Origin of the sequence: Horticoccus luteus (genome assembly GCF_019464535.1) — a bacterium.
Taxonomy (GTDB): domain Bacteria; phylum Verrucomicrobiota; class Verrucomicrobiia; order Opitutales; family Opitutaceae; genus Horticoccus; species Horticoccus luteus.
Genome location: NZ_CP080507.1, coordinates 4,165,733 through 4,188,026, shown reverse-complemented (window position 1 = coordinate 4,188,026; position 22,294 = coordinate 4,165,733). Strand labels below are relative to the sequence as shown.

General features: G+C 64.9%; 17 protein-coding genes. 9 read left to right on the top strand and 8 right to left on the bottom strand.

Going from position 1 to position 22,294, the window contains the following annotated elements; genetic code table 11:
- Positions 1-5 precede the first annotated feature (5 nt).
- The 7 genes from K0B96_RS16995 to K0B96_RS16965 are packed head-to-tail and all read left to right on the top strand — an operon-like array spanning position 6 to position 10,019.
- Complete coding sequence (locus tag K0B96_RS16995) at positions 6-761, top strand: SDR family oxidoreductase (protein WP_220162229.1); 756 nt, start codon at positions 6-8, stop codon at positions 759-761.
- 11 nt (positions 762-772) lie between these two features.
- Positions 773-1,855: a class I mannose-6-phosphate isomerase gene (locus K0B96_RS16990; RefSeq protein ID WP_255558757.1), complete on the top strand. Its 1,083-nt coding sequence runs from the start codon at positions 773-775 to the stop codon at positions 1,853-1,855.
- A 1-nt stretch (position 1,856) separates the two neighbouring features.
- Positions 1,857-2,861 (top strand): hydroxyacid dehydrogenase, encoded by a 1,005-nt coding sequence (locus tag K0B96_RS16985; protein ID WP_220162227.1) that lies wholly within the window; start codon positions 1,857-1,859, stop codon positions 2,859-2,861.
- Positions 2,862-2,870: 9 nt separating this feature from the next.
- A complete protein-coding gene (locus tag K0B96_RS16980; RefSeq protein ID WP_220162225.1) occupies positions 2,871-4,790 on the top strand; it encodes a DUF2264 domain-containing protein in 1,920 nt (639 codons plus the stop codon).
- Positions 4,790-7,927 carry an alpha/beta hydrolase fold domain-containing protein gene (locus K0B96_RS16975; RefSeq protein ID WP_220162223.1) on the top strand — a complete coding sequence of 1,046 codons (3,138 nt, stop codon included), beginning with the start codon at positions 4,790-4,792 and terminating at the stop codon, positions 7,925-7,927. Before K0B96_RS16980 ends, K0B96_RS16975 begins: the two co-directional genes overlap by 1 nt.
- Before the next feature lie 60 nt (positions 7,928-7,987).
- On the top strand, positions 7,988-8,875 hold the full coding sequence (locus K0B96_RS16970) for a PEP-CTERM sorting domain-containing protein (RefSeq protein ID WP_220162221.1): 888 nt from the start codon (positions 7,988-7,990) through the stop codon (positions 8,873-8,875).
- 43 nt (positions 8,876-8,918) lie between these two features.
- Positions 8,919-10,019 carry an alginate lyase family protein gene (locus K0B96_RS16965; RefSeq protein WP_220162219.1) on the top strand — a complete coding sequence of 367 codons (1,101 nt, stop codon included), beginning with the start codon at positions 8,919-8,921 and terminating at the stop codon, positions 10,017-10,019.
- A gap of 84 nt (positions 10,020-10,103) precedes the next feature.
- Here the strand turns inward: K0B96_RS16965 and K0B96_RS16960 are convergent, their stop codons facing one another.
- The 8 genes from K0B96_RS16960 to K0B96_RS16925 form a co-directional block, all read right to left on the bottom strand.
- Positions 10,104-10,898 (bottom strand): sugar phosphate isomerase/epimerase family protein, encoded by a 795-nt coding sequence (locus K0B96_RS16960; RefSeq protein ID WP_220162217.1) that lies wholly within the window; start codon positions 10,896-10,898, stop codon positions 10,104-10,106.
- Between the two features lie 24 nt (positions 10,899-10,922).
- Complete coding sequence (locus tag K0B96_RS16955; RefSeq protein ID WP_255558755.1) at positions 10,923-11,696, bottom strand: sulfite exporter TauE/SafE family protein; 774 nt, start codon at positions 11,694-11,696, stop codon at positions 10,923-10,925.
- Positions 11,697-11,715: 19 nt separating this feature from the next.
- Positions 11,716-15,258: a chitobiase/beta-hexosaminidase C-terminal domain-containing protein gene (locus tag K0B96_RS16950; protein ID WP_220162215.1), complete on the bottom strand. Its 3,543-nt coding sequence runs from the start codon at positions 15,256-15,258 to the stop codon at positions 11,716-11,718.
- 334 nt (positions 15,259-15,592) lie between these two features.
- Positions 15,593-16,663, bottom strand: a complete 1,071-nt coding sequence (gene recA, locus K0B96_RS16945) for a recombinase RecA (RefSeq protein WP_220162213.1) — start codon at positions 16,661-16,663, stop codon at positions 15,593-15,595.
- 66 nt (positions 16,664-16,729) lie between these two features.
- Complete coding sequence (locus tag K0B96_RS16940) at positions 16,730-17,095, bottom strand: DMT family protein (RefSeq protein ID WP_220162211.1); 366 nt, start codon at positions 17,093-17,095, stop codon at positions 16,730-16,732.
- A gap of 83 nt (positions 17,096-17,178) precedes the next feature.
- Complete coding sequence (locus tag K0B96_RS16935; RefSeq protein WP_220162209.1) at positions 17,179-18,201, bottom strand: NAD-dependent epimerase/dehydratase family protein; 1,023 nt, start codon at positions 18,199-18,201, stop codon at positions 17,179-17,181.
- A gap of 134 nt (positions 18,202-18,335) precedes the next feature.
- Positions 18,336-19,838: a glycoside hydrolase family 32 protein gene (locus tag K0B96_RS16930; RefSeq protein WP_220162208.1), complete on the bottom strand. Its 1,503-nt coding sequence runs from the start codon at positions 19,836-19,838 to the stop codon at positions 18,336-18,338.
- Positions 19,839-19,992: 154 nt separating this feature from the next.
- On the bottom strand, positions 19,993-20,853 hold the full coding sequence (locus K0B96_RS16925) for a phytanoyl-CoA dioxygenase family protein (RefSeq protein WP_220162206.1): 861 nt from the start codon (positions 20,851-20,853) through the stop codon (positions 19,993-19,995).
- A gap of 63 nt (positions 20,854-20,916) precedes the next feature.
- Between K0B96_RS16925 and K0B96_RS16920 the strand changes: the two genes are divergently transcribed.
- Positions 20,917-21,753, top strand: a complete 837-nt coding sequence (locus K0B96_RS16920) for a helix-turn-helix transcriptional regulator (protein WP_220162204.1) — start codon at positions 20,917-20,919, stop codon at positions 21,751-21,753.
- 194 nt (positions 21,754-21,947) lie between these two features.
- Entirely contained in the window at positions 21,948-22,283 is a 336-nt protein-coding gene (locus tag K0B96_RS16915; protein WP_220162202.1) for a glutaredoxin family protein, read from the top strand.
- The last annotated feature ends 11 nt before the right edge of the window (positions 22,284-22,294 follow it).

Below are 22,294 nucleotides of genomic sequence, written 5' to 3'. Positions count from 1 at the left end.
CGCGCATGCCGGCTTCGCCATTCGCTCTCACCGGGCGCCGCGCGCTCGTCACCGGTTCCTCGCAGGGAATCGGCCTCGCACTCGCGCGCGCCCTTGCCCAGGCAGGCGCCACCGTCGTGCTCAACGGCCGCGATCCGGCGCGCCTCGCCGCCGCCGCGGAATCGTTGCGCGCGGAGTCGATCGAGGTGCACACGCACGCCTTCGACGTCACGGACGAAGCCGCCGTGGTCGCCGCGTCCGCCTCGCTCGGCGCGATCGACATCTTGGTTAACAACACCGGCATCCATCGCCGCGGACCGCTCGAGACGATGCCGCTCGCCGATTGGGAGGCGGTGTTGAAGACGAACCTTACCAGTGCGTTCCTCGTCGCCCGTGCTGTTGCGCCCGGCATGATCACGCGCCGCACCGGCAAGATTATCAACGTCTGCTCCCTCATGAGCGACCTCGCTCGGCCCACCACCGGCAACTACGCGGCCGCGAAGGGTGGATTGAAAATGCTCACGCGGGCGATGTGCGCCGAGTGGGCCCAGCATAACGTGCAAGTCAACGCGCTCGCGCCCGGCTACATCCTCACCGAACTCACGCAACCGCTCGCGGCCGACGCCAAATTCGACGCGTGGATCAAAGCCCGCACGCCCGCCGGTCGCTGGGGCAGCGTGGCCGATCTCGCCGGCGCGGCGGTGTTTCTCGCTTCGCCCGCGGCCGATTTCATCAACGGGCAGATTCTCACCGTCGATGGCGGACTCTCCGCCGTCATCTGATCTCTTTCGCCATGTCCGACCCACGCCATAAACTCATCCTCCTCCCGCCCAATCGCGTCTGGCGCACTTACCCCGGTGGCGCCACGCTCGACCGCCTCGCCGGCGTCGCCGAGCCGCGCGATTCGAGCATGGCCGAGGACTGGATCGGCTCGGTCACGTCGTCGACAATTCCGGGCCGCGAACACCTGCGCGAAGGCGTTTCCCAAGTGATCGTCGGCGGCGAACGGCGCGACTTGCGCGAGCTCGTCGAAGCCGATCCGGACTACTTCCTGGGTGCGGCGCATGTCGCGCGTTACGGCACTGCGCCGATGCTGCTCGTCAAGTTTCTCGATTCGGCGGTGCGCCTGCACTTTCAAGTGCATCCGTCGCGTGACTTCGCACGGCGCTTTCTCAATTCGCCGCTCGGCAAAACCGAGGCGTATCACGTGCTCGGCGTGCGTGAAGGCGTCACGGAGCCTTATGCGTATCTCGGGTTTCAACACCCGCCCACGCCTGCGCAGTTAAAAGAATGGATCGAGACGCAGGATGTCGCGGCGCTGGAGCGCTGCTTCGAGAAAATTCCCGTGCAGCCGGGCGACACGCTGTTGATCCCCGGGGGATTTCCGCACGCGTTGGGCGAAGGCGTGTTCATGATCGAGATCCAAGAGCCGACGGATTTCGCCGTGCGTTACGAGTTCGAGCGCGCCGGTTACGTGCTGCCCGAGGCAGCGCGGTTCATGGGGCGTGGCATCGACTTCGGCCTCTCGATGATCGATTTCACCGCCTATCCGCGCGCGGTGATCGATCGCAATCACCGCTGTGAGCCCACGCGAATCCGGTCACTCGGCGCCCACTCCTGGCAGGACCAGCTCATCGGGCCGGCGAACACGCCGTGCTTCCGCGTGCACAAGACGCATCTGCGCGAAGCGGTCACCAAAGCCGAGGGCGGCTTTTATATCGGCATCGTCACCGAGGGCGCGTGCACGGCGACGGTCGGCGGAGAAACTTTCCAACTGAAACGCTATGACAAATTCTTCTGTCCCGCCGGACTTGGCGGAGTGCACTTCGAGCCCCAAGGAAACGCGGCCATCCTCGAGTGCCTCCCTCCGCTCTGACATGCCCCGGCCCGCATCCATTCTGGCGGCGATCACCGCGATCGAGTTGCGCGACTTTTTGCCGGAGCCCTTGCTCAGCGAGGTGCGGGCGCTGACACCGCAATTCGCGCACTGCGATACGACGGAGCTCTCCGCGGCGGCGTTCCATGCCGCCTTGCACCAGGCCAATCCCGAGGTGCTGATCGCCTGCTGGAAGACACCGCCGCTTCCCGCCGAACTTCCACCGGCGCTGCGATACGTCTGCTACCTCGCCGGCTCGATCAAGAAATTCGTGCCGCGTGCGCACATCGAACGCGGGTTGCTCGTCACGAACTGGGGCGGTTCGATCAGCCGCGTCGTCGCGGAGTGGGCGCTTTTTCACACGCTCTCGTGTCTGCGCCGGGCCACGTTTTGGACGCTCGCGATGCACCGCGAAGGCGCATGGAAAAACGGCAGCAGCGAAACGGCTTCACTGTTCGGCCGCCGGGTCGGGCTGCATGGCTTCGGCCAGGTGGCGCGCGAATTCGTGCGTTTGATCCAGCCGTTTCAATGCTCGATCTCAGTCTGCGCGCCCGATGTCGACGCCGAGACGGAACGCCGCCACGGCGTCCGTGCCGTGTCGTCACTGGAAACCTTGTTTGCGGAAAATGAGATCGTGATCGAGCTCGCGCCGCTGATTCCCGCCACCGCCGGCATCATCACGGAGAAGCTGCTGCGCCTCCTCCGGCCCGGCGGCGTTTTCGTCAACGTCGGCCGCGGAGCCGTGGTGGACGAAGCGGCGCTTCTGCGCGTGGCGCAGGAAGGGAAAATCATGGTCGGCCTGGATGTGTTTTCCGTCGAACCGTTGCCCGCGGATTCGCCCTTTCGCGGCCTGCCCAACGTCACCCTCACGCCGCACCTCGCCGGTCCGACGACCGACCGGAGGCGCGATGCGGGAGAGTTTTCGGTGGCAAATCTGCGAGCTTACGCCGCGGACCGTCCACTGCAGGCGCTGATCACGGAACGGGTTTTCGACACGTCGACCTAAGTTTTTCGCATGCCTGTCACGACGCCCCGCCCGCCGCACACGATGAATCTGCCGCCCGCTTATCTCCATTGGCAGGACGCCGCCCGGCGGTTGATCGAGCCCCTCGCCGCCTTGATGCATCCGGGTGAAGCGAGCCTGGCGATCGCGGGTCCGGCGAGCGATCACGACGCGGCGGCGGACCGGCTCGAATCGTTCGCGCGCCCGCTCCTGCTCGCCGCCCACTGGCTGCAATCGGCTCCGCGAGCGGAGGACCACGCGTTGCGCGAAAAACTCGCCGCATGGTTTCGTGGCGGACTCGCGGCCGGCACCGACGTGGGCGGTGCGCACTACTGGGGGCCTGACGCCAATTACCATCAGCACCACGTCGAAATCGGCCTCGTCGCGATCGCGCTGCAGATCGCCCCGGCGCAGCTCTGGGAGCCGCTTTCGCCCGAGGTGCGCGATCAGGTTGCGCGGTGGTTTGGCACGGCGCGCGGCAACGGCATCGTCAACAACAACCATTACTTCATGGGCGTGCACATTCTGGAGTTTCTCCGGCAGCACGGCTATGGACGACGCGCCGACGAGGTGATCGTGGACGAATTTTTGACCCGCCTCGAAGGCATGCACCGCGGCGGAGGGTGGTTCGAAGACGGCATCAATCAGGCCTACGATCACTACAACGCCTACGCGTTTCACTTCTACGGTTTGTGGTGGGCGCGGTTGCACGGCGCACGCGATCCGGCGCGCGCGCAACGCTGGCGCGAATGGGCGCGCGAATTCGTGCGCGACTACGAACACTTTTTCGCCGCGAGCGGCGAGCATCCGGCGTTCGGGCGGTCGATCACGTACCGTTTCAACTGTCTCAACGTCTTCGGTCTCGCGCTGCTCGAAGACTGCTGCGATCTGCCGCCGGGGCGGCTGCGCCGGTTGAGCACGCGCAACCTCGACTTCTTTCTCTCGCGGCCGATCCAGCAAGAACAGGGCTGCCTGTCGCTCGGCTGGACGGACGCGTTTCCCGCGCTGGCCGAATCTTACTCGTGCGCGGCTTCACCGTATTGGGCGGCGAAAGGATTCGCGGCGCTGCTGCTCCCGCCGCAACACGCGTTCTGGCACGCGCCAGAGGAGCTGTTGTTGTCCGAGCGCAGCGACTATGCGCGCGTGATCCGGCCGGCTGGCCTCGTCGTGCGCAGCACGGCGGGGGCGGTCGAGATCGTCAACGCGGGCTCGCAGATTTCGAACCTCAACCTCCGCTTCGGCGCGTGGAAATGGAGCAAGTTTGCGTATCGCACCGGCACCGGGTTCACGCTCGCGTTCCCCGCGGCGACCCATTGGTCGCTGGATAACGCGCTCACGACGCAGCTCGACGACGGCCGCATCATCGGCCGCCACTCGACCGTCGCCATCGAGATGGACGACGCGCATGTTTATTTCAGTTACAACCTCGGGGTGAAGAGCGGTCAGATCAACACGACCGTCGAGAGCGGTGTGTGGTGGCGCGCGGGGTGGTTGCTGCAACTGCACACCTACACCGCGCAACAGCCCGTGGTGTTTCGCCTCGGCGGTTATGCGTTGCCGCTCGATGCCGCGCAGGCGCGCGAAATCGCACCCACGGGGGAGCCTTCGCTGACGCAATCCGCCTTCGCGGCCGATGGGCGCGGCACGGCGCTGCAGCCGCTGCACGGCTTTACCGCAGCGGAATGGGACGAGCGCCGTGACGACCGCCAACAGCGTGCGCATATCAGCGCGCCGTATCACGTAACGCCGGTCGCCCGCGCGCCGCGCGGCGGAGGCTCCGGCTGGCTTGCCGCGTTGGTGTGGACCGGCGACCAGCGCGCCGAGGCCGCGCCGTGGACGGTGGTTTCGCTGGCGGCCGGTCGCTGGGCGTTGCGCCATCCCGCGCTCGGCGACTGGCGCATTTCACACTGGTCGCTGCCTGCTCTTTCGTGATGAACCTGCGTCGATCCCTCGTCCTGATTACCTCTTGTGCGCTCGCCTGGAGCGCGTCCGCGCGGCCCAAGGTCGCGGCGGATTATTATACGCGTTACACGGGCTTCGCGATTCCGGCCGAGCCGCGTTTGCCGGCGCGGGAGACACATCCTTCGTTGTGGTTTCGTACCGCCGATCTTCCCGCCCTGAAGGCGCGACTCAACGCGGACGATTTCATGCGCACGCGTTGGGCGGCCGTCTTGCACCGCGCCGATCTGACCGTCTCGCCGCCTCCGGCTCCCGTGGCGGGTGACGAGACGAAAAGAATTCACGAATACTACGGTGCGATGTCGATGGCCGCCCGCGCGCATGCGCTGGTGGCGTTGCTGGTCGACGATCCCGCGGCCCAGGCGGCGCATCGGCAACGCGCGATCGAATTGCTCTCGCGCGCTTATGACGGGCCGATCTTCGACCTCGATTCAAGTGTGCAAGGCAGCCCCGTGGATGAGATCTATCGTGCGGCGTGGCTCCAGAACTACGCGCACGCCTATGACTGCGTGCAGCCGAGCCTCACGCCGGAGCAGGATAAGGTCATTCGCGCCCGCCTCGCGCGCGAGGCGCAGTGCGTTTACGACAACCTCTACGTGTGGTCGCCGAAAAGTCCGCACAACCATCTCTCCAAACCGGCGTGGGGCCTGGGTTCGATGGCGCTCACCTTGTCCGCCGAACCGCAGGCGCTCGCCTGGCTCGGGCGCGCGATCGAGGCGACGAATCGCAACACGCGTTACTTCTTCAGCGGCGACGGAATCTACCGCGAAGGCAGCCACTACCTCATCTTCTCGCTCACCAACTTCCTGCCGTTTCTCTATCACTATCGCAACGTGTCGGGCGTCGATGGATTCACGGCGTTTCAGCCGGTGTTTGAAGCGATGGTCGAGGCGCGCAACAGCCGCGGGTGGCTGCCGAATATCGCAGATTCCTATCTGCGCCCCACGCCGACTCATCTCGCGGCGGTGGCTTACCGCGACGCGTCGACTGCTCTGAGTTCGACGGCGAAACTCGGTGCCGTGTTGCAGTGGAGCTACGAAAGCGCGGACCTCGCACCGTTTGAAAAAGAACGCGCAGACAGCGGCTTCAACTATACGGGCGCGAGCTGGGATTATCCCTTGGAGATCGATGAATTGCTCACGCACGACCCGACGATCGTGCCAACGCCGCCGGATGCGGATCCGAATGTGTTTCTGACGGGCGGGCAGACCTATTTCCGCGACGCGTGGGTGAGCCACGGCGCGAATCAGCGTTACCTGCTGTTTCACGGAGTCGCCAACGGCGACAACCACGAGCACGACGATCATCTGAGCTTTATCCTGGAGGCCGCCGACCAGATGATGTGCTCGGATTCCGGTTACTCACGGGGCACCTATACCGGCGGAGAACGCATGCAGTGGTATGTCACCGCCGCCGCGCACAACACGCTCACGCTGGACAACCAGCCGGCGACCGACGCTGCGCCGAGCCAGACGCCACCCTCGCTGTTTCGCGTGAATCGACCGGGTCTGGTCGGCGAAGAGAAGCAGGCGTTCTTTGGAAAAAACGGGGATTGGAAGCGCGCCATCTTTTGGGTCGCTGGCGACTACTATATTGTCAGCGACCGGGTGAACGCGACGCACACAGGGCGCATTGCGTCCTACCTGCATGGCGGGCGCGGACAACTCACGATTGACGGCGCCCGGCGCTCCTGGAGTTACCAAGACGATCGGTATGGTCGGACAGCGGTCCTGCACTCGTGGATCGCGGCACCGCAGGCGACCATCGCAGAAAAGTCGGGTGAGCTCACTTACATCAAAGGCGACTACGCCGCGTTTCCGTATCTCGAAACGAGCCGCACCGCGCAGCACACAGCATGGTTGACGCTTCTCCAACCGCGTCCCGCAGGTGGAAAACCTTTCGAGGTGCGCGACGAAAGTCGTGGGGATGTTTCCGCGCTGACGATTACGACTCCCGATCACGCGTGCCTCGTGGCGGCGCAGCCGGTCGGCGGGAAACCAATCACGGTGGGCGACGTGGAGACAGACGGGGCATTCGCGCTCGTGCGCCGCGATCTGAGCGGGCGGGTGCTCGCGTTCAGTGTCCTCGAAGCGACGACGCTGAAAGTGGGAGGCCGCGAAATCTGGCACTCGGCGCGCCCAACCAACGCCGGCGGGGTGGCCAATAGCGGGGCCAGCGAAGCCCGCGGGGCCAGCGTCTCGCCACCCGCCACCGCCGCGGCGTCGCATCAGAAGTCCGCCAACGCGGCGCCGGCGAAAGCGCCGGGCGCGACAAAAGCAGGGGCGAAAAAATCGGCCGCAACGGAGAAGACGTTGACCGCGCTGCCGGGAGCGGAGGCGTTTGTCTATCGTGCGCTGGAGCCGGATGCGCTCCGCCTGTTCGTTTTCAAACCGAAAGGATGGTCCCCCACCGATCGGCGACCCGCTTTGGTATTCTTTTTTGGCGGCGGTTGGACGCACGGCGGCCCCGACCACGCCGCCGGATGGGCGCGTTATGCGGCCAGCGTTGGCTTCGTCGGCATCGCGCCCGACTACCGGACGAAAAACCGTTTCGGCACCTCACCCCTGGCCTCGGTCGCCGATGGCCGGGCGGCGTTGCGTTGGGTGGAAGATCATGCGGAAGAACTTGGGCTCGATCCGACGAAAATCGTTGTCGGCGGGAGTTCTGCGGGTGGCCACGTCGCGCTGTGGACGGCGATCACGCACACGCCGCCGGGCTCCGACCCGGCAGAAGCGCCGACGATCAAACCGCGGGCGTTGATCCTGATGAGTGCGGTCTCCGACACGGCGCCGGACGGTTTGGGCTACACGCCGAAGCGGTTCGGAGAAGACGCGGTCGCGCTGTCGCCGGTGGACCAGCTCGATGCGCAAATGCCGCCGATGATCGTGTTTCACGGCAACGCGGATCACACGGTGCCCTACGCGCAGGCCGAAGCGTTGCACGCGAAGCTCGTCGGCGCGGGCAACACGTGCCAGCTCGTGACGGTGCCCGGTGGCGACCATAATTTCTCGTCGCAACTCCCGGAGTGGAAAGACAAGGCGCGGACGTTGATCCGGGGATTCTTGCAGGAACAAAAGCTTCTGCCGGAAGGGCCGTCGCACCAGCGATAATAATTATTAGATTCCGGATTGCCATTTTTTATCTTCCTCACTGTAAGAAACGTGCCCCCCATGAAATCCCCGCGCCCACGTCTGTTCTTTGCTCTGGTAATGTCCGCGGTTGGAGCCACCGCTCAAACCGTAACGATTCTTGATGAGACGTTCGCGTCCGGCGCGCGCACGACGCTCGCACCGCCAAATTCTGCAGAGTGGTTCTCCTCCGGCGGAGGCTCCTCGGTCACCTATACAGCAGACACCTCCATCACACTGGCGACCGGTTCTTCCGGGCGCCACTTGCTGGGCTACTTTACGGCGGACGGAAGCCCGGTATCTCTGGGCATTGGCGACACGATGACGGTCACTTTCAAAATTCAATTCGACCGCACCACGGCCTTGGCTGACGGCTCCAACAATTTTCGGATCGGTCTATTCGACAGCACGGCAGGAACGCGGATTACGGCAGACAGTGCCGGCGGCACCAGCGTGGGCGCACTTTTCGACAATTACACGGGCTACATCGCGACGTTGAACTCCGGGGGAAGCGGCAGCAACGGCCTGCGCCTTTACGAGCGCACCAGCACGACAAATCAAGCGTTCATCGCCGGTATTGCCGCTTACACGCAGCTTGGTTCTTCGGCGAGTCCCAATCAGGCCCTGGCAACCGGCACTACCTATACGGGCGAGATGTCTTTCAGCCGGACCGGGAGTGCGGAGCTGACCACCTCGTTCCTCCTGACTGGCGGCAGTCTCACAAATTATACGATCAGTGCTGTCGATACCTCGCCCAGCTTCAGTTTCGATACGTTTGCCATTTACGCGACGAGCAGCACGACGGATAGCATGACTTTGTCGCAAGTGAAGATTCAATACACCGCGGTGCCGGAGCCGGCGACGACGGCAGCCATTTTCGGCGTGCTCGGTGTCGCCTTTGCGTTGTGGCGCCGTCGGCGCGCAGCGTGATCGTGCAGGCGGTGAGTGCTTTCGTTTAAAGTCTGATCATATTATGCCTTTCGTCCGCTTCGGTTTTGTTCCGGCGTTCGCCACCGGCTTGCTCTTGGTTTCATCGACGTTGCGCGCGGCGGAGCCCTACATCCTCGATCTCGCCGAACACCCAACGGCCAAGCTTGAAGCAGCTTGCCCCAAAGCGATCGCGGCTCCCGTGGTCACCGTGGTGGAAAAGACACGGCCTTCGCCGACGGGCGATCCACACGACTACGTCAGCTACGGTCGCTATTGGTGGCCGGATCCGACGAAAGTGGACGGCTTGCCGTTCATCCGTCGCGATGGGCATCACAACCGCGAGCAGCTCAAGTTTTCCGATACGGAACGGTTCAACCGCATGGTCAACAGCGTCGAGACCCTCGCGCTCGGCTGGGCGGAACTCCACCGCGCGGATTGCGCGACGCGCGCCGGCGATTGGTTGCGGGCGTGGTTCGTCACGCCGGCGACGCGCATGAACCCGAATTTTTCGTATGCCCAAATCCGACTTGGGCGGGACGGCAACCGCGGGTCGTCGTTTGGCTTGATCGATGGGCGCGCGTTCATCCGCGTGGTCGATGCGCTGCGCCTGCTTGAAGGCTCGCCGGCGCTTTCCGCCAGCGACGACCGCGCGGTGCACCAGTGGTTCGCTGACTATCTCCAGTGGTTTGTCACGAGCGCGCAAGGCAAGGCCGAGGCCAAGGCGCCCAACAATCACGGCTCGTGGTATCTGCAGCAGCGCTTGGTGTTCAACCGCTACCTTGGGCGCGACACCGAGGCCCGCAAACTCGCCGAAACGGATCGCGCGCGAATCGCGAAGCAGATCAAGCCCGATGGCCGGCAGCCGCTCGAACTCGCGCGGGCGGACAGCCTCGGCTACAGCGCCTTCAATCTCGAAGCACAACTCGGGGTCGCGCTGCTCGCTGCGCAGGTCGGCGTGGACCTTTGGCACTACGAGGCGCCGAATGGCGGCAGTTTGAAAAAAGCGCTCGATTACCTGCGGCCGTATAACGCGGATCCGAAGACGTGGACGGGCGAGCAGTTGAAGCAACTGGAACCCGGGTTTCTCGACCCCCATCTCGCGTTGGTCGCTCGCATCGAAAGCACGCTGGCGCAACGCCAGTGAGCGGTCGTGCCGCCGTTGGCGCACGGCGCCGGTAGAAAAAAACCTCGGCGCTTCGTCTGCCGGCTCCTCGGCGGTTCGCGGGATTCACCACCAATGTCGGGCAGCCGCGGCGGTCAACGCGTCGTCGAGCGGCGGCAGGTAAGGATGCCAAAGGCGCTCCCACTCGAGGCTCACCACGCCCGAAAAATCGGCGCGCAGGGCGGTGAGGAGTGGGGCGATGGGGAACTCGCCGTCACCGGGTAGCACGTAGGTGAACGGGTGGCGCGCGGATGGGCGGTCCACGCTGTCTTTGACGTGCACGTGGACAACGTGCGAGGCGATCGCCCGCCACGTGGCGACAGGATCCTCGCCACCCTTTTTCCACGTATGGTGGGCGTCCCACAAGATCCCGCAATCCGCGGCCGCGGCGACGAAGCGCAGGATGGCGGGCGTAGTCGTCAACGCGTCGTGGGTTTCCACCATCAAGTCGATTTTCCAACCGTTCGCGCGACGCAATTTCTGCCACCAGCGAACATTCGCGACCGCCTCCGCCAGCTCCGCTCTATCGGCGGTTTGGCCGCCGTCGAACACGCGCAGCCAACGCACGCCGGCGGCTTCCGCCCACGGCACGAAAGCCAGCAGCGCCTCGCGATCACTGGCGTTGCTGCCGATCAATTTGAATGACGTGTCAAACGCGACTACGCGCACGGGGGTTGCCGTGAGCGCCGCGGCGAATTTCGCCGGCGTAGCGTGACGCGCGGCGAAGAGCGTGGGCAGATCGGTCGTGTTTTCGAGCGCGCGTAATTCGACGGCGTCGAGGCGATGGCGCGCCGCGAGCGCGAGCGTTTGCGCCAGGGTGAACTCGGCGCAGCCGAGGGTGGAGATTCCGCGTTGGAACATGTCGTTGAAAAGGGGCGGCGCGCGTCAATGCCACGCTTGCCGCAGCACGTTGAGGCCCGCCAGCACGGCGAGCGCGAGGATCGTCGACTCGAACCACTTTTGGTTGATGCGCTGAAGAATGACGCGTCCGAGGAGCGTGCCGGCCACCACGGCGGGGGTGAGCCACATGGCGGCGGAAAGGGAGGCGGGCGTGATCAGCCCGAGATGAATCATGAACGGCAGTTTGAAGAAATTCATCAGCAGATAAAACGTCGCGCCGGTGCCCATGAATTCCATTTTCGGCAGGCGCAGCGCGAGGAAGTAGATCGCCATCAGCGGGCCGGCGGCGTTGGCGATCAAGGTGGCGAAGCCGGCGAGCACGCCGATCGTGGCCGCAAACCACCAGCCGTGTTCACCGAGTTCGCCGCGACTCAACCGCCAGCGCCGCCATGCATGCAGCGCCACGAGGGAGCAGATGATCGAGCCGACGAGTGTCGTCGCCTGGCGATCGGTGATGCGCGACATCGCGAAATAGCCGACGATCACGCCGAGCGCGGTGGCGGGGAACATGCGCCAGAGGTGCTGCCAGCGCGTGTGCTGGCGATAGGACGCGACGGCGATGAAATCACCGAGCATCAAAAGCGGGAGCGCAAAACCGCTCGCGACTTTTGCCGGCATGAGACTGGCGAAAAGGCCGGCGAACAGCACGCTCAGGCCGCTGACTCCCGTCTTGGAAACGCCCATCAGGACCGCGCCAATGGCGAGCAGCGTCCATTGCCACGCATCGAACTGAAAGAGCGCAACCGCCGGAGTGTTCACGGGCGCGCAGTCTCGCAGGTTACGGCGCGGGCACGAGGTAAACTTCCACCAGCGCCACGCCGGTGGTGCCGTCGGCGCCGGCGACTTGTGCGGTGTATGCGCCTGGGGGGAGGGTGGCGATCAAGGCGGCGTCGCGCGAATCGGCCGCGAGGGTGAAGGCCCCGACTTGGGCGAACGTGGCGGTGAGCGTGGCGTCGCCGCCCCAGTCGTCGTTGGCGGCGATCAATGCGCCGTTGCGAAATAACGTGAGCTGCGGGTCGGCGAGTGAGCCCGTGACACCATAGGTTGCCAGAGTCGGTCCGATGCCGCGAATGAGCACGGTCGCAGGGGTGACGCCGTCGATCACGAAGCCGGCGATCAGCACATCGTTATTAACGCCGACTTGGGTGCGGGCGGAAACGTTGGTCAACTGCGGCGCCGGCGGGGCGCTCGCGTCGTAGATTTCCGCCAGCGCGATCCCGCTCGTGAGGCTGTCGCCGGTGAGGAGTGCGGAATAGGCGCCGCTCGACAAATTGATCGCCAGTGCGGCGTCGGCGCTCGCATCGGGCAGCGGAAAAGCGCCGACCTGCGCGCTCACGCTGGCGATCTGACTATTGCCGCCCCAGTCGTCGTTGAACGAAAGAGTAATGCCTTCGTGGACCAGGCGAAGGGATGGATTTGCGAGGGCGCCGGTGACGCCGTAGTCGGCGAGCGTGGGTCCGACCCCGCGCAGCAACACGCGTTGCGGCGACGCGTTGTTGAGCACGAAACCAACAATGAGCGTCGCGGCGTCCGGGCCCACGCGGCTGCGGATGGAGAGGTTGGTGATGTGGCCGGGCGCGGTCGGGGTCGGTGGCGTAATGATGAACGTCGCCGTAGCCAACGCACTCTCGCCGGCCGCGGCGGTGGAGGCGATGGCGCGCAGCGTGGCGGTCGTGGTGATCGCGATGGGTGTGGAGTAGAGCAGGCCGTTGGAGGCGGTCGGTGTGGTGCCGTCGAGCGTATAGTAAATCGCGGCGCCGGGCGTTGGGGTTGATAAGGTGACCGTTTGGGCGGAGGAGAAATTGCCGCCCGGGATGCTCAAGAGCGGAGCGACGGGCGGCGTCACCCAATTGACGATGAGCGTGCCGGCGCCGCCCGGCAGGCTCACGACCGCGGTGGCGGAATCGATCGCGGTGGAAACGCTCGCGCCGGCGAAGGTGGCCATGGCGTTGAGACCGGCTGGACGGGCGAGCGTGAGCGTGAAGGCGGCGGACGCGGTGTCGTTGGCGAAGACGACTTGAGTTGCGCCGCTGGAAGAGAGGTCGAGGGCGGCGGTGACGGCACGCGAGGCAGCGGCGACGAGGGCGCCGTTGCGGCGCAATTCGGTGCCGTCGACGAGCGCGCATTGTTGCACGGCGCCGGTCGTGGCGTCGGCCCGCCACCAGGCGAGGCGCGCCTGCGCAGTGAGGTCGCCTTGCGCGAGCGCGGTGGCGGCGGAGGCGGCGAGCCAGCGATCGGTGCGTCCGTTGTGGGTGACCTGCGCGCCGAGCGTGCCGTCGACGGGCGCGAGGTCGGTGAGCGTGGCGTCGTCGTTGCTGCCGGTCGCGGAAGGGGAAAAAACGGCGAGCGCGAGGGCCTCGGCGCCGGTGCTCGCGAGCGTGACGGACGGCCGATTTTCGAGCGTGCTTTGGTAGGGATTGAACGTGTTGGAGGTCTTCGTGGCGGTGACACTCGCGCCCGGCAGAAAGAGCGCGTGCAGCTCGGCGTTGGCGCCCCAGTTGGAACTCGCGGGCGTGGTCCATTTCCAGCGGTTCGCGCTGCCCGTCAGCGTGCCGCGACCGAACCAACGCGAACGCCAGTCGCGCGCGGCGGGAGCGGTGGTGCGATCGAGCACGACGAGGTAATCGCCGCCAGCGAGGGCGACGAGGCGCGCGAGGCGATCGGTCGTCGGCGCATCGACATAGCCGGCTTCCTTTTCGACGCAGCGGAAGAACGGCGTGTCGATGACGTTGCGCGAGGGCGACGGATCGCCAAGGGCGACGTCGGTGCCACCGACGAGTTTCGTGACGACGTTGTGTTGCGTGGCGGGAGCCCAGGCGGCGCGATCCGAAAATTTGTTGGGCCCGTAGCCGTCGTCGGAGAGCAGGACGTTGTCCTGGGCATCGAACAAGACCTGAAGCGCGTCGGCGTGGTCGTGGTTGTTCGACATCGGAGTGCCTTCGAAATACATCCAGCGCGTCGCCGTGGACCGGAAGCCCCAATCGGTGCGGAAAATCGTCGGACCGCCCTGACCGCCACCATCCAGATCGAAGCTGGAGCGCGCATTGTCAGGCGCGATGGAGGCGACGTCGGGTGCGTAGAAAATGAACTCGTCGGGCCAGGTATAGGCGGAGCCGGGCGCGCCGTTCCAGCTATCGGAATCGTTGCGCGTGGTCGGATAGCGCACGGGACCGTTATCGGTGTTGAAGAAACGCCATTGGAAAAGTTCGCCGAGTTTCGCGGTGGCGTGAAATGCCGGCGCGGGCGTGTCGCGGTAAGCGCCGGCGACGCTGACGAGCCAGAGTTGTTTATAGGCGCCGTCTTCGATCGGAGGCGTCCAACCGCGGAGCGTGGAAGTTTTCAACTGCCACTCGAAGGCGGGTTGGAGCGTGGGAAAGAGGTCCACCCCGAGCACGCGTTTGAGTTGATAGAGCGCGGGCGTGGTTTGGAAAATTTGATAAACCCAGTAGTAACCGGCGCCATCGCGATACACGCCGTCCGGCGTGAACATATAGCGCCACACGCGGCGGAGCCCCTGGTCGATCGCGTAGTCGAAATACGTTTGGGAATTGGTGGTGCCGCTGGTGTAGGGGCCGACGGCGAGGGACCATGACACGAGAGCGGCGCCGGACTTCGAGCGGTGGTTGTGGCTGCGCGCACCGGTTTTCAAATAGCCATAGACGGCATCGGCGCCGAGTTTCAGCCGGGCGGCGAGAATGTCGCGGTCGGAGGGCGAAGCGTCGGAGGCGACCCAGTCGTAGGCCGCCGAGTAGTTGGTGAGCTGGTGCGCGACGAGGTTGTCGTCGGAATCGATTGAGGCGAAGGCTGACTTGAGGAGCAGGATGGCGCGGTCGCGGTAGGTGGTGGTTTGCGTGAGTTGCCACGCGAAGCCGAGGGCTTTGGTGGCGGTGGCGCGGTCGTCTTCGTCGGAGCCGGGATCTGCGGAGAGCCACTTGTTCGCATCCGCGAGGATCTTGGCCCAGCGGTCGGCGAGGAAACCGCGCGGATCGCTTACCGGTGTGGCGCCGGGCAAGTCCGCGCGGCCACGAAGGTTGGGGAGATCGGCGCCGGTGAAGTATAGGCGCGGGTTGGGCAGGCTCGCGGTGGCGGGCAGCCGCGGAAATTCCGCGCCGTAAGGGATCACGATGCCACGCCACATGGCCTCGCCGGGATCGGTGCCGGTGGAATCGCCGGGGACCAGCGGCGGGCTGGACGCAAGCGCCGGGAGGACGAAGACGAAGAGGAGGAGTCCCGCGAAGGCGAGTTGACGCCGGTGCGGGGCAAAATGCGGCGAGGACGAAAAAGAGGGGCTCCGACGTCGGAATGGGGGAAAGAAAAACATGCGCGGGCGGGTGTGAGCCTCGGGTCTAATTATTATTAGACAAGGCGAATTTGCGCCGTCGCTGGGTGGAGAGGAAGTGGTGCGATGTTGCAGGGAGGGGTGCGGACGTTTGCGCTGCGAAAACAGAGCGCGGTGAAGTCGCACAAATTTCGGTGCCGCGGCGCTGGGTGGACCGTGCGCTCCGCGCGCGGTGGCTTGGTCGAATGGCGTGGCGCGAAAGCCGCGCGCGGAGCGCACGGCCCACCTGTAGTCGCGAGCGCGAGTGCAGCCACAAACGAAGAAACCCGCCGGGAGAGGCGGGTTTCGCTTTGAACCGAGAGGAGCGCGCGGAGGGTTACTCTGCGGCGTCGCCCGTGACGTCGGAGCCACCGGTGACGGTGACTTTTTCGAGGATCGCTTTGCGCAGCTTTTCCGCGAGTTCGGGCTTTTCTTTCAACGCGGTTTTCGCGGCGTCGCGGCCTTGGCCGACGAGGCTGCCTTCGTAGGCAATCCAAGCGCCCTTCTTTTCGAGAATCTTATGTTCGAGGCCGAGATCGAGGAGCGAGCCGACGGCGGAGATGCCTTCGTCATACATAATGTCGAATTCGCACTCAGTGAACGGCGGGGCGACTTTGTTCTTCACCACTTTGATCTTGGTGCGGTTGCCGACGACTTTGCCTTCGGGGGTCTTGATCTGGTCCTTGCGGCGGATGTCGAGGCGCACGCTGGAGAAGAATTTCAACGCGCGGCCACCGGAGGTGGTCTCGGGGTTGCCGAACATCACGCCGATTTTTTCACGAATCTGGTTCGTGAAAATGCAGATGCACTGGGTCTTGCTGACGACGGCGGTGAGGCGGCGCATCGCCTGCGACATCAGGCGCGCCTGGGAGCCCATCGTCATGTCGCCCATCTGGCCGTCGAGTTCGGCGCGCGTGGTGAGGGCGGCGACGGAATCGAGGACGATGACATCGATGGAGTTGGAGCGGATGAGCGTCTCCATGATGTTGAGTGCGTCTTCGCCGGAATCGGGTTGGGAAACGAGAAGGTCGTCGAGGTTCACGCCGACGACGCGGGCGTATTTGGGATCGAGCGCGTGCTCGACGTCGATGAAGGCCGCGAGACCGCCGGCTTTCTGGGCTTCGGCGATGACGCTCAAACAGAAGGTGGTTTTGCCGGAGGATTCCGGGCCGTAGATTTCGACGATGCGACCCTTGGGCAGACCGCCGACGCCGAGCGCGAGATCAACGGCGAGGGAGCCGGTGGTGAGCGTCTCAACCTTCATGTGGGCATTCGAGCCGAGGCGCATGATCGAGCCTTCGCCGAACTGCTTGGTGATGGACGAGAGCGCGAGATCGACGTTCTTTTCGCGGACGTGAGTGGCGGGGAGATTGCTGGGAGCGGTCTTGGCGGGTGCGGCTTTGGACATGGGCGGTTGGGTTAAAAAACGACGGTGAAATGTTTGCCGGGCGACGCAAGCGCGGAGGCGGCGAGGTTAGTGGCTGACGGGGGTTGCGGCGGGCTTGAACGCCGTGGCGAAATAGACCGCGAGGATGAGGAAGAGGAAGCTCACGGCGTAATTCCACGTGACCTTCTCCTTCAGCACCACCCACGCAAAGACGGCGAACACGGAGAGCGTGACGCATTCCTGAATGACTTTGAGTTGATAGCCCGTGAGGCCGTTCGCGTAGCCCGAACGATTGGCGGGGATCATGAAGCAATATTCGAAGAACGCGACCGCCCACGAGATGACGATGATGGTGATCAGCGGTTTTCCCTCGAAGAATTTGAACTTCAACTGGCCATACCACGCGATCGTCATGAAGACGTTGGAGCACACGAGGAGGAGGACGGTTTTCATAAAAGGCGCGGGCGAACGGGTAACGTTATATCATCAGGCCTGAGACATTGGCGGGCCCAGGCGGCGGGGGCTTTTCGCAAAGATCACAATTGATAGTAGGCGTGAAACCAATCGGTGAAACGGCGGAGGCCGTCTTCGAGAGAAACCTTGGGCGCAAACGCGATGGCTTCGGTGATGCGCGTGAGATCGGCACAGGTCTCGAACATATCGCCGGGTTGCGGCGGGAGGAGTTCGAGTTGGGCGGGGCGGCCGAGGAGTTGCTCGAGCATGCGCACAAACAAGACGGTTTCGACCGGCCGGTGATGGCCGAGGTTGAAAAGGCGCACGGGCGGCGTCGGCGGAGTCGCGGGCGGGTAGAGGAGGATTTTCACGACGCCGTCGACGATGTCGTCGATGTAAGTGAAATCGCGGAGGTTTTTACCGTGGTTAAAGAGCTGGAGCGGGCGGCCTTCGCAGATGGCACGGGCGAAGAGGGTCGGCGCCATGTCGGGGCGTCCCCATGGGCCGTAAACGGTGAAGAAGCGCAGGCCGGTGACGTTGAGGCCGTGGTTGAGCGCGTAGGCGTGCGCCATGAGCTCGTTGGCTTTCTTCGTGGCGCCGTAGTAGGAGACGGGTTGATCGGTGTTGTCGGCTTCGCGGAAGGGCGGTCTGGCGCCGGCGCCGTAAACACTGCTCGACGAGGCAAACACGAGGTGTTTGGGCGGCGTGCGGCGGCAGGCTTCGAGCACGCTGGCGAAACCATCCAGATTGGCGCGCGTGTAGGCCGCGGGATTTTCCATCGAGTGGCGGACGCCGGGTTGCGCGCCGAGATGGACGACGTAGTCGGGGCGAAAATGCGCGACGAGGCCGGCGAATTTCTCGGCGTCGGCGAAATCGGCTTGGAGAAAGCGAAACGTCTCGAACGCCTTCGCTTCCGTGCCGGTGCCGGGCGGTTGCACGCGTTCGGCGACTTGCGCGAGCGCGGCGAGGCGGGCGCGTTTCAGCGCGACGTCGTAATAATCGCTGAGGTTGTCCACGCCGAGCACTTCGCAGCGTTTGGTCTCCGCGAGACGGCGCGCCACGTGATAGCCGACGAAGCCGGCCGCGCCGGTCACAAGCACTTTCATCGGCGCGTGATAGCGGTCGACCGAGGGGCACGCTAGGAAATTGTCAGCGGGGCGGTCGAGGCGCCGCCTGTTGCGGACACCAGGTGGCGGGAGAAAGGGGTTCTTCCGCTGGTGGCTAGCGCCACGCGCCGGCGTTACGACGCGGCGCGATGCGCCGGCGGATGAAAGGCCCAGCGCTCGAGACGGGTGAAGGCAACGGATCCGGCGAGCACGTGGAGCGAGGTGTCCGCAGCGCCCGTGGGCGGCAAAGTCTGACCCGCGAGATAAACCGCGCCGTCGTGCGCGAAAATTTCCACCGTCGAGTGGTCGAAAATCACCAAGAGATCGACGAGGCCATCGGGCCCGGCGGCGGGCAGGATGGCTTCCTGTCGCAGCGGAAACGAAGGATGAAAATCCGGTGCACCGGCGTCGCGCCGGTCGAAGTAGACACAGCGCCGGCGCGCGTCGTAGCCGACGCGAGTGGCCACGCGTTCGTCGGCGAAGAGGGTGAGTTCCGCGATCGAATCCGGCTCGGGACAGAAGCCGAGCGCGACCGCGCCGCAGAGCTCGCGGCCGAGACGGAGCGGCGCCTCGCCAGCGGCGAGGATGGCGGGCGGAAGCGCCGTGTGCTCGTGCGGTTGCTGCCAGAGCTCGCGCGCCGGTGATTGCCGGATCTGCCAGGCGCCGGCGTGGGCCTGCAACCGGAGTTCGCGCGGAAGAGTGAGGCAACCCTGCCAGGGCTGCGTGGGGAGTTGAGGCGCGTAGCCCCAGTGGTTCATCCAACCGATGAGCAGCGTGCGTCCGGTCGCCGCATCGCTGTCCTGCGGCCAGACGATGGTGGCGTATTCGTCGGGTCCGTCGCCGAAGCGGAGCCAGGGATCGACGCCAAATTCGGGCGTGAAGGTGCAGCCGTCAAAATCGCCAACCCAGTAACGCTGGCCGCAGGCGCCAAAGCCGCCTTCGAAGTTCGCGTTGGCGAGGTAGCTTGCGAGAAAAACCCAGCGCACGCGCATCGGCTCGCCCTCGATGGGCAGCGGGAAGATATCCGGGCAATCGTAGCCGTTGGCGCCGGGCGGGAGATTCGGGGTGAAGCGGCCGGTTTCCCGCCATTCGCGGAGGTTGGTGGAGGAGAAAAGCGTGAAGTGAACGTTTTCGGTCAGCACCATGATCCACGCCGCGGCGGGGGCGTGCCAGAAGACCTTTGGGTCGCGAAAGCCGGCCGTCGGTCCGCGCAGGATCGGGTTGCCCGGGAAGCGTTGCCAAGTGACGCCGCGGTCGCGGCTGCTCGCGAGACAGATGCGTTGACCGCGCTGCGGATCTTGCGCCGTAAAGATGGCGACGAGGCCGTCGCGAAACCCGGCCGGGAAAAGGCCGGAGGAGTTGTCGGCGTCATGCACGGCGCCGCCGGACCAACAATCGCCGAGCGCATCGGGTTCGAGGGCGACCGGCTGATCCGTCCATTGAAACAAATCACGGCTCGTGGCGTGGCCCCAGTGGCGCGGGGTGAGAAATTGGTAATGGAGATGCCACGTGCCGTGCAGGCGCACGAGGCCGTTGGGATCGTTAAGCCAGCCGTGCGGCGCGGTGAAATGGAGGCGCGGCCGCCAGTCGGGTTTTGCGGTGGAGGCGGGCGCGGCGGCAGAAGGGGCGGGCGGCACGGGGGAAAGTGGCCCACTCCAAGAGCAACAGAGTAGGAAACGTCAATCCCGCTCCCACGCGCGCAGGGACGCGGAGGGAGGAGAGAGGCGCGGGCGACTGTTTGGTCGGCGCGTGGGTCCGTGCGTCAGCGCGCTCGTCGGCGCTGCAGGTCGATCAGCAGGTGACGTTTTTGCCTTCGCTGCCGAAGTGCTTGAGGCGTTCGGCGGGCGGGGCTTTCACGGCATCGGCGGGCGCATAGTGAAACTGCAGGGCGCGACGGCGATTGGGCGACGAGTTGTGGGGCGTGCCATGCGGCAGGAGCCCGTCGAAGAAGAGCAGCCCGCCGGGAGGCAGCGGCACCGCGACGGATCGCGCGCCGGTCATCTGGTTGTCGCAAATCTGCCAGTCGCGACGTTGGAAGTGGATGATGGGCCCCTCCTTGTGGCGGCCGGGAAGGATCTGCATGCAGCCGTTTTCGACTGTGGCCTCATCGAGCGCGATCCAGACGCCCACGACCGGCGTGCCGAGTTCGTATTCGAAATACGCGTGATCCTGATGCCAGGGCTTTTCGCGGCCGAGGCGCGGCGGCTTGATGAGCGCCATGTCTTGAAACATGAACGGCTCGCGGTCGCCGAGCAGCCGGCGCACGGTGGCCCAGAGCTGGATGTGGTGCGAAAGGGCCTTGAGGCGCGAATCGAATTCGACGAAATAGGCGAGTTTGCGAATGGCATCCTGACGTTGCTCAGCGTTGAGCGTGGGCAACACGTCCTTGGCTTTCGCCTCGAACCAGAGGTTCGTGTAGTCGGGCCGCGCGCCCATGATGAGGGCGATCAGGCCTTCGAGCGCGGACTGCACTTCGGCGGGCGTGAATGCGCGGCGGACCACGAGATAGCCATGCTCGCGGTAGAAGGCGATTTCCGCGGGGCCGATGTCGGCCAGCGTTTCAACGCCGGAGGCGAGCTGGGCGGGTTGATAGAGCTCCGGGGCGTGCATCTCGGAGCCGGGGTCAAAATGGGTGTCGACGGTGGTGCTCATGGGGAGGGAGAGAGACTATGCCCCAAAAGCGCTTGCGGCGCCATGCATTCGCGCGCTAAAGATTTGTCTTTATCCGCTATGGAGATCGCCGGCCGAGCTTGTCACACGCGTTTGGGAGCCTGTGGGCGGCAGCGTTGCGAGCCGGGCTGGCGGCTGGCGCCGGGGTGGGCCAGGGGACTCGTGGACTACGATCTTTGGTTCGTTTGGGCAGGTCGCGGGCGGATGATTTTAGAGGCAGGGGAAATCGAGCTCAGCGCCGGCACCTGTTTATGGATGCAGCCCGGCCGGCGTTATGAAGCGGAACAGGATCCGGCGCAGCGACTGGGGGTGAACTTCATCCACTTCGACCTGTGCGCGGCGTGGAGCGGTTTGCCCTTATCCGCTTTCGCCCCGCCGTTTGAGGTCTGGCGGACGCCGGAGGTGGAATTCACGGATTTGGTGATGCGTCGCGTGATCGCGTTGCGCGAGGAAACCGGGACCGCGCCGACCGCGGCGGAAGATTTGCTGGGCGCGCTGTTGCAGACGTTGGCGCACGAGCACAGCGCCGCGGAGACCTCGCCGCCGGGCGGGTTGGACCGTCATCATCGCGGGATTGTGGAGCGGATCGCGGCGCAGGTGCGGGAAAGCCCGGCGGAAGCGGGCGGCGTGGACGAGCTGGCGCGGGCGGCCGGTTACAGCGTGGACCATTTCTCGCGCGTGTTTCTGAAGGTTACGGGCGTGCGCCCGCAGGATTATGTGATCAACGCGAAGATCGAGCGGGCGCGCCAGCTCTTGCTGGAATCGGATTTCACGATCGGCGCGGTGGCGGAGGCGGTGGGTTTTCGAAACATTTTTTTCTTCTCGCGCCAGTTCCGGCAGCGGACGGGGCTGACGCCGACGCAATTTCGGCGCGGGGCTTAGCGGAGCGTGCCTCCGGCGAGGCGGTGAAATCGCCGGCGGGTCGCTGCCATGGCGAAGTCACGATTGACCGCGGGTCCGGCGAGCGGGTCGCGCGTGCGGCGGGGCTTAGGACATAATTTGGCAAAGTTCCTCTTGCGGGAGGGAAAACGGGCCTTATACCTTGCGCCGATTTTGCTCCGCCACACCTTTCCCGAATGAAGATCAAAGCCTATCTCAAGCCGCACTGTGGCTGGTCCAACGGCGTGCGCGCCATCATGCGCAAATACAATCTCGGCTTCGAGGACATCGACATCATCAATGATCGCGCGAACTACGCGGAGATGGTGCAAAAGTCCGGCCAGCCGCTCTCGCCCTGCGTGGAAGTCGACGGCGTGATGCTGGCGGATGTGTCGGGCGAAGAGGTGGAGAACTACCTTTTGAGCAACGAACTCGTCAAACCGACCGAAGCCCCGGCCGACGCTCCCACCAATGCGGCTTGTTCCGATGATGAGCACGCGAGGATGGCCACTAAAACGATCCGCTTTTTCTAACCGAGCTGAGA

Coding starts and splice junctions, on each gene's coding strand:
- K0B96_RS16995 (WP_220162229.1), top strand. CDS start 6: ATGCCGGCTTCGCCATTCGCTCTCACCGGGCGCCGCGCGCTCGTCACC.
- K0B96_RS16990 (WP_255558757.1), top strand. CDS start 773: ATGTCCGACCCACGCCATAAACTCATCCTCCTCCCGCCCAATCGCGTC.
- K0B96_RS16985 (WP_220162227.1), top strand. CDS start 1,857: ATGCCCCGGCCCGCATCCATTCTGGCGGCGATCACCGCGATCGAGTTG.
- K0B96_RS16980 (WP_220162225.1), top strand. CDS start 2,871: ATGCCTGTCACGACGCCCCGCCCGCCGCACACGATGAATCTGCCGCCC.
- K0B96_RS16975 (WP_220162223.1), top strand. CDS start 4,790: ATGAACCTGCGTCGATCCCTCGTCCTGATTACCTCTTGTGCGCTCGCC.
- K0B96_RS16970 (WP_220162221.1), top strand. CDS start 7,988: ATGAAATCCCCGCGCCCACGTCTGTTCTTTGCTCTGGTAATGTCCGCG.
- K0B96_RS16965 (WP_220162219.1), top strand. CDS start 8,919: ATGCCTTTCGTCCGCTTCGGTTTTGTTCCGGCGTTCGCCACCGGCTTG.
- K0B96_RS16960 (WP_220162217.1), bottom strand. CDS start 10,898: ATGTTCCAACGCGGAATCTCCACCCTCGGCTGCGCCGAGTTCACCCTG.
- K0B96_RS16950 (WP_220162215.1), bottom strand. CDS start 15,258: ATGTTTTTCTTTCCCCCATTCCGACGTCGGAGCCCCTCTTTTTCGTCC.
- recA (WP_220162213.1), bottom strand. CDS start 16,663: ATGTCCAAAGCCGCACCCGCCAAGACCGCTCCCAGCAATCTCCCCGCC.
- K0B96_RS16940 (WP_220162211.1), bottom strand. CDS start 17,095: ATGAAAACCGTCCTCCTCCTCGTGTGCTCCAACGTCTTCATGACGATC.
- K0B96_RS16935 (WP_220162209.1), bottom strand. CDS start 18,201: ATGAAAGTGCTTGTGACCGGCGCGGCCGGCTTCGTCGGCTATCACGTG.
- K0B96_RS16925 (WP_220162206.1), bottom strand. CDS start 20,853: ATGAGCACCACCGTCGACACCCATTTTGACCCCGGCTCCGAGATGCAC.
- K0B96_RS16915 (WP_220162202.1), top strand. CDS start 21,948: ATGAAGATCAAAGCCTATCTCAAGCCGCACTGTGGCTGGTCCAACGGC.